Here is an 11,506-nt window from a genome sequence, read left to right as displayed (position 1 = left end):
AATTAGAAGTTTATTTATGAAGATTTCCATTATCACAGTTGTATTCAATGCCGAACGCTACATTAAAAGCTGTATGCAATCTGTTGTTAATCAGACTTATAATGATGTGGAATACATAATTATTGACGGTGGATCTACAGATAAAACTTTAGAAATTATAAATTCTTTTAACGGAGCTAAATTCAAATTAATCTCCGGTAAGGATAATGGGATGTACGATGCCTTAAATAAAGGTATAAAATATGCAACAGGGGAGGTGGTAGGTTTTTTACATGCCGACGATTTTTATGCGTCAAATACAATTATTGAAGAGATTGCTCAATTTTTTTTAAAAAACAGCTCAAACGCCATTTATGGTGATTTAAATTATGTACACCCAGATTCTTTTAAAGTGATCAGAAAATGGGTTTCAAATACTTATTCTCTAAAGAATATTGAACAAGGTTGGATGCCCCCTCACCCAACTCTATTTTTAAAAAAACAAATCTATATAGAAATTGGAGGTTATTCTTTGGCGTATGGATCAGCAGCAGATTACGAGTTTATTTTGCGGCTGCTCTATACCTATAAGGTTAAGGCCGATTATTTTCCTCAATTAATTGTTAATATGCGAACAGGAGGAATGAGTAATGCAAATATTGTAAGTAGGATTAAAGCTTTTTATAATGATTATAAAGCTTTAAGGACACACCAAGTTCCTTTTTCATTTTTAGTCGTGTTTTTAAAGAAATTCAAAAAAATTGTCCAATATTTTTAGATATTAGTCTAATATTACTGGTCAAGGTTAGGTTATGTTAGAAAGTTTACGCGATTTTATCAAGTTAGAGTTCGTTTATTATTTTGCGATTATAGCTATGTCGTCTATAATTGTGTATGTTTCTATGCCTACAATTATATGGACTTCCATAAAACATCAACTGTTCGATGAAGCAGAGATGTATAGAAAAGTTCATAAAAGAAATATTTCAAATCTAGGTGGGATTTCCATTTTTTGCAGCTTCACAATCACTGTTTTGTTGTTTTCTGCAATGTTTAATTACCAACAACCAATTATTGTTATTGTAAGTAGTATAATTTTATTTGCAGCGGGTTTAAAGGACGATATTTATGGTATTGGCTCTTCAACAAAGTTGATGTTGAGTTTGCTAGTCGCATTTATTTTAGTATATATTGGCGATTTTAGGTTGACGAGTTTATACGGGGTTTTTAATATAGGGGAGATTGATATGATAAGTGGAGGTATTTTCTCCACTATGCTGATTATCTTTATTAATAATGCCTTTAATTTAATTGATGGTATAGACGGATTAGCAGGGGTAATAGGCGTAATTATTAATTTGGTTTTTGGAGTTTTATTCGCCTATTCAAATCAACCCGCTTCTGCATTAGTTGCATTTTCTATGTTAGGTGCACTTTTAGGCTTTTTATATTATAATTTCCCCCCAGCTAAAGTTTTCATGGGCGATACGGGTTCCTTGGTGGTGGGAATGGTCTCTGTTTTAATGGCTATACAATTTATCGAATTAAATAAATTAGATGGAATAAATAAACCCTATTTTTATTCGGCTCCCGCTATTGCTGTTGCTGTTTTAATTATCCCTATTTTCGATTCTCTACTCATATTTTTTCTACGAATTATTAATAAAAAATCGCCATTTAGAGGCGATAGGAATCATATTCACCATAGATTGCAACGGTTAGGTTTTTCCGATGTTACCGTGATTTTAATCCTCGCTTTGGTTAACCTTCTAACTATTTTCGCAACTTTTATGTTGCAAAATTTAGGGAACTTTATTTTAATAATTCTTCAATTGAGTTTTATTTTCTTCCTACACTGTTGTTTGGTGTTTTTCGACAATAAAAAATTTAATAAGAAGTTTCAAATTGGCGATTTATTGCTTTTAGGTAGATTCTAAAATATTAAATTTTAATTACCTAATTGTTTGTAGATTTAAGGTAATTTTGCGATACATGTTTAGAATATCAATAAATGGATTCGGAAGAATTGGGCGTACTTTTTTAAGAAATGCGCTCTCAGAAAATTTAAATGTTGTTGCTATAAATGATTTAGCACCTCCCTCAACTTTAGCGCATTTATTTAGGTACGATAGTGTTCATGGTTTATTTAATGGCGAAGTTTCTTCGGATGAACAGGCTATATATATAAATGGTAATAGAATTGAGGTTTTTAACCAGCCTAATACAGAATTGATTCCCTGGGATAATATTCATCTAGTAATAGAAAGTACAGGTAAGAATTTAGATTATGATCGTGCCAGTAAACATTTACAAGCCGGTGCTAAACAAGTATTAATTTCTGCACCCGCTGCAGATAATATTCCTATGGTGGTTTTAGGGGTAAATGATGCCACTCAGATTATTCAAGAGCCAATTTTCTCTGCTGCTTCCTGCACCACCAATAATATTGCTCCAATTATAAAGGTGTTACACGAAAAATGGGGAGTAAAAGAAGGTTATATTACAACGGTTCATTCTATGACTGGCGATCAAAATTTACACGATGCTCCTCATCATGATTTACGTAGAGCCCGTGCAGCTGGATCGTCAATTATCCCAACTACAACAGGTGCCGCAAAAGCAATCACGAAAATATTCCCTGACCTCGAAAAAAAATTAGGCGGTGCAGGAATTCGCGTTCCGGTTCTAAATGGTTCACTTACCGATTTAACTTGTATCCTAAACAAAAAGGCTACTGTTCAAGAAATAAACGAAGAAATAAAATTCGAATCTGAAACTAATTTAAAAGGTATTGTGGAATATATAAATGAGCCTATTGTTTCAGTAGATATTTTAAATAACCGACATTCTTGTATTTTCGACGCTATGTTAACTTCTGTTGTTGGCGATTTAGTGAAAGTGGTAGGTTGGTATGATAATGAATCAGGTTATAGTTCTAGATTAGTTGATCTCGCTAAAATGGTGCAGAAAAAGTATGATTAAGCAGGTTAATGTTGAGACTATATTGCCACTCCGTAGTTTAGTGTTACGCGAAAATAAAGGTGTAGAGTTTGCTAAGTTCGAAGGAGATAATGATGAGCATACCATTCATTTAGCTATTATTGAGGACAATCAGGTACTGAGTATCGCTTCTTTTATGAAATGCAATTATTCTAATTATGAAGGTCTTGGTTTTCAGTTAAGAGGAATGGCAACTCATCCAGATTATGTAGGTAAAGGTTATGCTTCAGCATTAATTAACTATGCACTAAGTTCTACTGTAATCGCTAATGCTAATTATATATGGTTTAATGCAAGGAAATCTGCAGTTCCGTTTTATGAAAAACTAAATTTTAAAATAATTTCTAAAGAGTTCGAAATAGATAATATTGGTCCTCATTTTGTAATGTACAATGTAATTAATAATTAAAAACACTAATGAAAACAATTGATCAGCTAAATTTTAATGGAAAGAAAGCACTTATACGTGTAGATTTTAATGTGCCATTAAATGAAAGTTTTGAAATAACAGACGATAAAAGAATTTCTGCAGCTATTCCAACTATAAAAAAGATCCTTAGTGATGGGGGAGCGGTTATTTTAATGTCGCATTTAGGTCGACCAAAAAATGGCCCTGAAAATAAGTTTTCTTTAAAACATATTATTCCCTGTTTAAGTTCAAAACTTGGATTAGAGGTGCAGTTTGCTGACGATTGTATAGGAGATTCTGCAATAAATAAAGCCAAAGATTTAAAGTCAGGGGAGGTGTTGTTATTAGAAAATCTTCGCTTTTATAAAGAAGAAGAAAAAGGGGATGAAGGCTTTGCTCAAAAATTAGCAACATTAGGAGATGTGTATGTGAATGATGCTTTTGGAACAGCTCATCGTGCCCATGCTTCTACAGCAGTTATTGCAAAATTTTTTGGTAGTAATAAATACTTTGGCTATTTAATGGCTTCTGAAATTGAAAATGCAGAACGTGTACTTACACATGCAAAACGCCCATTTACTGCAATTATGGGTGGAGCAAAAGTTTCCGATAAAATTGAATTAATAGATCAATTATTAACTAAGGTAGATCATTTAATTATTGGCGGAGGTATGGCTTATACTTTTGTTAAAGCATTGGGTGGAAGTATCGGCAATTCTCTTCTTGAAGCAGATAAGCTAGATTTAGCTTTGTCTATCTTAGAAAAAGCAAAAAGCTTAAATGTTAAGATTCACTTGCCAGTTGATGCTATTATAGCTGATAAATTTTCAAATGATGCAGATTCTAGAGTAGAAGATGTGAACGAAATTCCAAACGGTTGGATGGGATTAGATATTGGCCCAGCTTCGGTGTTGGCGTTTTCTGAGGTAATTAAAAAGTCAAAAACCCTATTATGGAATGGTCCAATGGGCGTATTTGAAATGGAGAAGTTTAAGCAAGGTACTTATGCTATTAGTAATGCGTTGGTAGATGCTACCGAATTAGGTGCTTTTTCTTTAGTTGGTGGTGGCGATTCTGCTGCGGCTATTGCTCTTTTCAAATTAGAAGATCAGGTGAGTTATGTCTCAACTGGTGGCGGTGCCCTTTTAGAATACATGGAAGGAAAAGAGCTGCCTGGTGTAACCGCAATTAATTCTTAATATAGTTTTTGTATACCTATTATCTAGGTATGCTGTTTAGTCTATAAATTTTTTTTTAATAGGTCGACTTTTTAAGTCGACCTATTTTTTTTCCCACCCATTCCCACTCTTCTGATTTTTGACTATTTAATCCCTAAAAATCAGCCCATTTTATTCTTTTTTTAGTTCAAATATTTAATAATCTCTATTGTCTACAAGTTACTTTAATCGTTTGAACTTCAATTTATTGCTTTTAAAGGATGCGCTGAGGGCAATTTTTAAAGAAAATGAAATATGTTGAAAACTTTTTGTGGTAAAAAGTGGTAAAAAGTGGAAGAAGTATTTATTTTTACACTACATAAAAAGTGTATATACCCAAATGGTTCAATTATTAGGAGAGTTTGATTGTAAGTTAGATGCGAAGGGCCGCATGATGGTGCCTTCTAATCTAAAGAAGCAATTGCCTGGTGCAGAGCAAGATGGGTTAGTTGTGAACAGGGGTTTTGAGAAACATTTGGTGATTTATCCTCGCAAAGTTTGGGAAGAAATTGTGGCTGAATTGAGTAAGCTAAATCAGTACGAAAAGAAAACCAGGGAGTTTATACGCTTTTTTACTAGAGGAGCAACCGAGTTAACGTTAGATGCTTCGGGTCGTGTGTTATTGCCAAAATCACTTTTAGAGTTTGCAGGTATAAAATCAGATGTGGTTTTGGCTTGTCAGTTCGATAAAATTGAAGTTTGGGCAAGAGAAGCTTACGAAGATTTATTAGATAATGAGCCAGAGAACTTCGCAAATCTTGCGGAAGAGGTTATGGGTAATAGTAATAGGAGGAAGGATGGAGAATAATTACCATGTGCCGGTTATGTTGCAGGAATGCCTTGATGGGTTAAATATTAATCCAGATGGAATTTATGTTGATGTTACTTTTGGTGGAGGCGGTCATTCAAGGGAGATTTTAAAGAGGCTAAGCGATAAGGGTATTTTGGTAGCTTTTGATCAAGATCCAGATGCTCAAAGAAATATAATTAATGATCCAAGGTTCAAGTTTGTAGATCAAAATTTCGCCTTTCTAAAAAATAATCTTCGCCTATTGGGAATTAAGGAAGTAGATGGTATTTTGGCTGATTTGGGGGTTTCTTCGCATCAGTTTAATGAGGCTGATAGAGGTTTTTCAACGCGATTCGATTCTAATTTAGATATGAGGATGGATCAGCAAAGAGAGGTTACTGCTGCAACCATTATAAATACGTATTCAGAAGAGGATTTACATAAAATCTTTGGGCTTTACGGTGAAGTGAAAAATGCAAAATCTTTAGCGAAATCTATTGTTACTGCTCGCTTAAAAGGAAATATAAATACGCTCGAAGATTTTAAAGCGGCTATTCAGCAGCATATCCCTAAGGGTAAGGAAAATAAATATATGGCACAGGTTTTTCAAGCACTTAGAATTGAGGTGAATGAGGAGTTGTCTGTGTTAACTTCTTTTTTGCAACAAGCCGCAGATGTTTTAAAGCCAAAAGGCCGATTGGTAGTTATGTCGTATCATTCCTTAGAAGATAGGCCGGTTAAAAATTTCATGATTAAAGGAAAGTTTACTGGTGAGGTGGAGAAAGATTTTTTTGGAAATCAATTAAAGCCTTTAAGCATGTTAACCAGAAAGGCTGTTGTGGCTACAGAGCAAGAAATCCAAAATAATAATAGAGCAAGAAGTGCAAAATTAAGAATAGCGGAGAAGGTATGAATAAGTTCAGGGAGAAATTAGAAGAGACGAATGAGGAGCCTGAATTAATTGAAGAGATTCAATTGAAAAAACCGGTTGAGCAGTCGCCAAGTGCTGCTAAAAAGTTTTTAACCGATGGGGTGGTGTCTAAGGAAGAAGCGACCAGAATGCTCCCGTTTATACTTTTTATGGCGTTTTTGGGTATGGTTTATATAGCAAATAGTCACTTTGCCGTAAACAATATTAGGGCTATAGATAAATTAAGTAAAGAAGTTAAGGAGCAAAGCTGGGAATATAAATCGCTCAAAGCCGAATTAATGTTTAAAAGTAAGCTTACAGAAGTTAAAAATATTGTAGATACACTAGGAATAAAAGAATTAATAGAGCCTCCAAAGAAAATTGTCGTTAGCGAAAATGAATATTAGAAATAACATATTACTTCGTGTTTACATCGCATTTGGATTCATTGTGATTTTTTCAATGCTGGTGGTTGGGCAGTTGATAAGGGTTCAGTTTGTAGAAGGGAAAAAGTGGCAAGCGATGGCCGATAGTCTAAGTACTAGATATATTAAGATAGAAGCTGCTCGTGGTAATATTTACTCTTCTGATGGAAGTTTATTGGCAACTTCTGTACCCGAGTACGAATTGAGAATGGATATGTTGGCGGGAGGAATTAAAGACGACGATTTTTTTTATGAGAAAGTAGATTCATTGGCCATAAAATTATCAGAATTTTTTAAAGATAAGTCGGCAAAAGAATATTCTAGATTTCTAAGAAATGCAAGAGCAGAAAAAATGCGCTATGTATTAATAAAGCGTAAAGTAAACTATCAGGAATTAAAAGAAATTAGAAAGTTTCCTATATATAATGTTGGGAAATATACAGGTGGATTAATCGCAGTACAACAAAACAAACGTATTCTGCCTTTTAAAGATTTAGCAGCAAGAACTATAGGTTATAGCAACGAGAATGTTAAGAATCCGGTTGGACTAGAAGGTGCTTACAGCGAATATATTAAGGGAGTAAGTGGACAACGTTTAATGCAAAGAATTTCTGGTGGAGTTTGGAAGCCAGTAAACGATGAGGCAGAAATTGCACCTAAAGACGGATCAGATATTATATCTACAATTGATATTAATATTCAAGATTTAGCTCAAAACGCGCTTAAAAAGCAATTGATTAAAAGTAATGCGCACCATGGTACGGTTATCGTAATGGAGGTGCAAACTGGAGAAGTAAAAGCGGTTGCCAATTATACCAAGGTGGCAGAGGGAGAATATAAGGAGTTGTTTAATTACGCTATTGCAGGAAATCAAGACCCTGGATCAACTTTCAAATTAGCATCATTTATGGCTTTGTTGGAGGACAGATTGATAGATACAAATACAATGGTTAATACAGGTACTTTACAGGTTCCTGGTAAGTTAATTACAGATTCGCATGGAAGTATAGGTAGGGTTACAGTGAAAAGAGCTTTCGAAGAGTCTTCTAACGCAGCCATTGCTTATTTGGTAAATGAAGGCTATAGAGATAATCAAGCAGCATTTACTGAGCATTTATACAGATGGAAGTTGAATCAGAAAATGAATCTTCAAATTCCTGGTGAAGCACAGCCTGTAATTAAAAACCCAAGTAATAAAAGCTGGCATAAAGGATTAACATTACCTCAAATGGCTTATGGCTATGAAATGCAAATTACTCCTTTAAAGATGCTTTCTTTTTATAATGCAGTAGCAAATAACGGAAAATATATAGCTCCAATTTTTGTAAAAGAAATTAGGTGGTTGGGCAATCCCATCCAACAGTTTAAAGCGCCGGTGCTCAACGAAAAGATTTGTTCAGATGAAACACTAAATAAAGTAAAGGCAATGTTAGAGGGCGTAGTGGTTAATGGTTCTGGTAAACGAGTGGTTTATAATCCACTGTATAAAATTGCTGGTAAAACTGGAACTGCTCAAGTGGCTGATGATAATAAAGGTTATGTAGCTAATAGAAAGTACCAAGCATCTTTTGTGGGGTATTTTCCGGCTGATAAGCCAAAATATTCAATGATCGTGGTAATTAACGAGCCAAAAGCAGGTGGATATTATGGGGCATTGGTTTCAGGTCCGGTATTTAGAGAGGTGGCCGATAGAATTTATGCAAGCGATATGAGTATGTATAATTCTATTTCAGAAAATTTAATCGGAAATACTAAAATACCAGAAGCTAAAGCGGGTTCTACAAAATCTACAAAACAAGTTTATACTGCTTTGGGTATAAAATCTCTTTATGCTTCTAATGCAGAATATTATAGTGCTGTAAATACTGATAACGGTATTGTGGTTACAGATAATAAAATAATTAAAGGTGTTATGCCAAATGTGAAGGGGATGGGCTTAAAAGATGCACTTTTTCTAATTGGAAATGCAGGATTAAAAGCCAGAGTAGTTGGAAAAGGAAAGGTAATTTCTCAATCAATTGAGGAAGGAACAAAAATAGGTAAAGGATTAGCAGTGTCAATAGAATTACAATAGATGTTTTTAATAGATATATTAAATAGGGTAAAGGTTTTAAATGATGTTGAGACGAACAACATCGAGGTGGTTTCTATTGTTTTCGATTCAAGGGAAGTAATTAAGGGAGGTCTATTCGTTGCCATAAAAGGAACAATTACGGACGGACATACGCATATTGATAAAGCTATTGCAAATGGCGCTCAAGTGGTGGTTTGTGAAGTTCTTCCAGTATCAATGGTTGATGGTGTTACTTATGTTCAAGTAAAAAATAGTGCTGATGCGCTAGGCCTGATGGCTTCAAATTTTTATCATCACCCTTCAAATCAATTGAGGTTGGTTGGAGTTACAGGAACAAATGGAAAAACTACTATCGCTACTTTATTATATCAGTTGTTTAAGTCGCTGGGTTATAGTGTGGGATTAATTTCAACTGTAGAAAATAAAATCAATGACGAGATTATTCCTTCAACCCATACTACGCCAGATCCAATTGCGCTAAATAAGTTATTAACCAAAATGGTTGATGCAGGCTGTGAGTTTTGTTTTATGGAAGTTAGCTCGCATGCGGTGGTTCAAGGTAGAATAGCTGGTCTTAATTTCGAAGGCGGAATTTTTACAAATATTACGCATGATCATTTAGATTTTCATGAAACTTTCGATAATTATATCGCTGCAAAACAATCATTTTTCACAAGCTTAAAAGCAAATGCGTTTGCACTTACCAATGCCGACGAGAAGCATGGTATGGTAATGGTGCAAAATTCTTTGGCAAATAGAAAGACTTATAGTCTTCAAAAATTGGCTGATTTTAAAGGAAGCATTATCGAGAATAAATTCAGTGGACTACATATGGATGTAGATGGTGCTGAGGTATATTTTAAATTAATAGGTTCTTTTAATGCATATAATATTATGGCGGTTTATGGTGCCGCAATTTTATTAGGTCAAGAGAAAATAGAAGTATTGGCAACTTTAAGTTCGCTTACTGGTGCAGAGGGGCGTTTCGATTTTATTACTGCCGAAAATGGCATGATTGGAATTGTAGATTATGCACATACTCCAGATGCAGTTCAAAATGTACTATCAACAATAAATGATATAAGAAACGATAATAGTAAGATAATTACAGTTATTGGCTGTGGTGGCGATAGAGATAAATCTAAAAGACCAGTAATGGCAAAAGTGGCTTGCGATTGGAGTGATAAGGTAATCCTTACTTCAGATAATCCAAGAACAGAAGATCCAGAACAAATTTTAAGAGATATGGAAGTTGGAGTTTCTCCATCAAACCAACGAAAAACAATAACAATTACGGATAGAAAATCGGCCATTCAAACGGCTTGCCATTTGGCTAATGCTGGCGATGTAATTCTAATTGCTGGAAAAGGTCACGAAAAATACCAAGAGATAAATAAAGTGCGTCATCATTTTGATGATAAAGAAGTTTTGTTGGAACAATTTAAAGATTTACGCTAATGCTGTTTTTACTCTTCGAATATTTGCATAAAAATTACGACATCCCAGGTCTAAGGTTGTTTCAATATATAACTTTTAGAACATCTTTGGCTGTTGTTTTATCTCTAATTATCACTACCGTGTACGGAAGAAGATTAATCAATTATCTTCATAAAAAGCAGGTAGGCGAAACGGTTAGAAATTTAGGGCTGGAAGGTCAAATGCAAAAGCAAGGGACGCCAACTATGGGTGGTATCATTATTTTGTTAGGTATTTTAATACCATCCTTATTGTTCGCTAATATCACTAATATTTATGTGATTTTAATGATTGTAACCACTATTTGGATGGGTACAGTTGGTTTTATCGACGATTATATTAAAGTTTTCAAAAAAAATAAGGAGGGTCTTGCTGGCCGATTTAAAATTGTTGGTCAGGTGGGATTAGCCATTATAATTGGTTGTACAATGTACTTTCATCCAAGTATTATGGTTCGCCAAACAGTTAATGAAGCCGAAATAGATTCATCGGCACCCATGGTATTGCGCCAAAAAAACCAAAATTATTATTACACACAAGATGTAAAATCAACTAAAACAAATGTACCTTTTTATAAAGACAATGAATTCGACTATGCTAAAGTGTTGAAGTTTTTAGGGGATGGCTATGAAAAATATGCGTTTTATGTGTTTCTATTAGCTGTAATTATCATTATCACAGGGGTTTCTAATGCTGCGAATATAACCGATGGAATAGATGGCTTGGCCACAGGTACCTCGGCAATTATTGGTATTACACTCGGTTTATTGGCCTATGTTTCTGGTAATATAATTATGGCCGATTATCTGAATATCATGTATATACCTAATTCAGGTGAATTGGTGGTGTTTGCTGGAGCATTTGTAGGTGCTTGCGTCGGATTTTTATGGTATAATTCTTATCCTGCTCAAGTTTTTATGGGCGATACGGGTAGTTTGGCCATCGGTGGAATTATTGCCGCTTTTGCTTTCATGATCCGTAAGGAATTACTAATACCTGTTTTATGCGGCGTTTTCCTAGTCGAGATTTTATCGGTGATGATTCAGGTAACTTATTTTAAATATACGAAGCGACGATACGGAGAAGGACGACGTGTTTTTCTGATGTCGCCTTTACACCATCATTATCAGAAAAAGGGATACCACGAAGCTAAAATTGTAACAAGATTTTGGATTATCGGAATTTTCCTCGCTATAGCTGCCATCATTACTTTAAAAGTTAGATAA

Annotated in this window: 11 protein-coding genes; all 11 read left to right on the top strand. The window is 34.5% G+C overall.

The window, feature by feature from the left end; all coding sequences use genetic code 11:
* Window positions 1-16 precede the first annotated feature (16 nt).
* The 11 genes from VRU49_RS00590 to mraY all read left to right on the top strand — a co-directional run bounded on the left by VRU49_RS00590 (window position 17) and on the right by mraY (window position 11,506).
* Entirely contained in the window at window positions 17-757 is a 741-nt protein-coding gene (locus tag VRU49_RS00590; RefSeq protein WP_330144827.1) for a glycosyltransferase family 2 protein, read from the top strand.
* A gap of 34 nt (window positions 758-791) precedes the next feature.
* Window positions 792-1,916 (top strand): MraY family glycosyltransferase, encoded by a 1,125-nt coding sequence (locus VRU49_RS00585; protein WP_330144826.1) that lies wholly within the window; start codon window positions 792-794, stop codon window positions 1,914-1,916.
* A gap of 55 nt (window positions 1,917-1,971) precedes the next feature.
* On the top strand, window positions 1,972-2,961 hold the full coding sequence (gene gap, locus VRU49_RS00580) for a type I glyceraldehyde-3-phosphate dehydrogenase (protein ID WP_330144825.1): 990 nt from the start codon (window positions 1,972-1,974) through the stop codon (window positions 2,959-2,961).
* Window positions 2,954-3,388: a GNAT family N-acetyltransferase gene (locus tag VRU49_RS00575; protein ID WP_330144824.1), complete on the top strand. Its 435-nt coding sequence runs from the start codon at window positions 2,954-2,956 to the stop codon at window positions 3,386-3,388. Before gap ends, VRU49_RS00575 begins: the two co-directional genes overlap by 8 nt.
* 8 nt (window positions 3,389-3,396) lie before the next feature.
* On the top strand, window positions 3,397-4,587 hold the full coding sequence (locus tag VRU49_RS00570; RefSeq protein ID WP_330144823.1) for a phosphoglycerate kinase: 1,191 nt from the start codon (window positions 3,397-3,399) through the stop codon (window positions 4,585-4,587).
* A gap of 358 nt (window positions 4,588-4,945) precedes the next feature.
* Entirely contained in the window at window positions 4,946-5,413 is a 468-nt protein-coding gene (mraZ, locus tag VRU49_RS00565; protein WP_330144822.1) for a division/cell wall cluster transcriptional repressor MraZ, read from the top strand.
* Window positions 5,403-6,308 (top strand): 16S rRNA (cytosine(1402)-N(4))-methyltransferase RsmH, encoded by a 906-nt coding sequence (gene rsmH, locus VRU49_RS00560; protein ID WP_330144821.1) that lies wholly within the window; start codon window positions 5,403-5,405, stop codon window positions 6,306-6,308. Before mraZ ends, rsmH begins: the two co-directional genes overlap by 11 nt.
* Entirely contained in the window at window positions 6,305-6,712 is a 408-nt protein-coding gene (locus VRU49_RS00555; protein ID WP_330144820.1) for an FtsL-like putative cell division protein, read from the top strand. Before rsmH ends, VRU49_RS00555 begins: the two co-directional genes overlap by 4 nt.
* Window positions 6,702-8,804 carry a penicillin-binding protein gene (locus tag VRU49_RS00550; protein ID WP_330144819.1) on the top strand — a complete coding sequence of 701 codons (2,103 nt, stop codon included), beginning with the start codon at window positions 6,702-6,704 and terminating at the stop codon, window positions 8,802-8,804. Before VRU49_RS00555 ends, VRU49_RS00550 begins: the two co-directional genes overlap by 11 nt.
* The gene (locus tag VRU49_RS00545) at window positions 8,805-10,262 is read left to right on the top strand and encodes a UDP-N-acetylmuramoyl-L-alanyl-D-glutamate--2,6-diaminopimelate ligase (protein ID WP_330144818.1); all 1,458 of its coding nucleotides are present in this window, start codon (window positions 8,805-8,807) and stop codon (window positions 10,260-10,262) included.
* Entirely contained in the window at window positions 10,262-11,506 is a 1,245-nt protein-coding gene (gene mraY, locus VRU49_RS00540; protein ID WP_330144817.1) for a phospho-N-acetylmuramoyl-pentapeptide-transferase, read from the top strand. The genes VRU49_RS00545 and mraY overlap by 1 nt, the downstream gene beginning before the upstream one ends.

The organism is Pedobacter flavus, from assembly GCF_036324285.1.
GTDB lineage: Bacteria > Bacteroidota > Bacteroidia > Sphingobacteriales > Sphingobacteriaceae > Pedobacter > Pedobacter flavus.
This window is presented reverse-complemented; position numbering and strand designations above follow the sequence as displayed.

Excerpts from the sequence above, each read along its gene's own strand:
- VRU49_RS00590 (WP_330144827.1), top strand. The coding sequence starts at position 17 with ATGAAGATTTCCATTATCACAGTTGTATTCAATGCCGAACGCTACATT.
- VRU49_RS00585 (WP_330144826.1), top strand. The coding sequence starts at position 792 with ATGTTAGAAAGTTTACGCGATTTTATCAAGTTAGAGTTCGTTTATTAT.
- gap (WP_330144825.1), top strand. The coding sequence starts at position 1,972 with ATGTTTAGAATATCAATAAATGGATTCGGAAGAATTGGGCGTACTTTT.
- VRU49_RS00575 (WP_330144824.1), top strand. The coding sequence starts at position 2,954 with ATGATTAAGCAGGTTAATGTTGAGACTATATTGCCACTCCGTAGTTTA.
- VRU49_RS00570 (WP_330144823.1), top strand. The coding sequence starts at position 3,397 with ATGAAAACAATTGATCAGCTAAATTTTAATGGAAAGAAAGCACTTATA.
- mraZ (WP_330144822.1), top strand. The coding sequence starts at position 4,946 with ATGGTTCAATTATTAGGAGAGTTTGATTGTAAGTTAGATGCGAAGGGC.
- rsmH (WP_330144821.1), top strand. The coding sequence starts at position 5,403 with ATGGAGAATAATTACCATGTGCCGGTTATGTTGCAGGAATGCCTTGAT.
- VRU49_RS00555 (WP_330144820.1), top strand. The coding sequence starts at position 6,305 with ATGAATAAGTTCAGGGAGAAATTAGAAGAGACGAATGAGGAGCCTGAA.
- VRU49_RS00550 (WP_330144819.1), top strand. The coding sequence starts at position 6,702 with ATGAATATTAGAAATAACATATTACTTCGTGTTTACATCGCATTTGGA.
- VRU49_RS00545 (WP_330144818.1), top strand. The coding sequence starts at position 8,805 with ATGTTTTTAATAGATATATTAAATAGGGTAAAGGTTTTAAATGATGTT.
- mraY (WP_330144817.1), top strand. The coding sequence starts at position 10,262 with ATGCTGTTTTTACTCTTCGAATATTTGCATAAAAATTACGACATCCCA.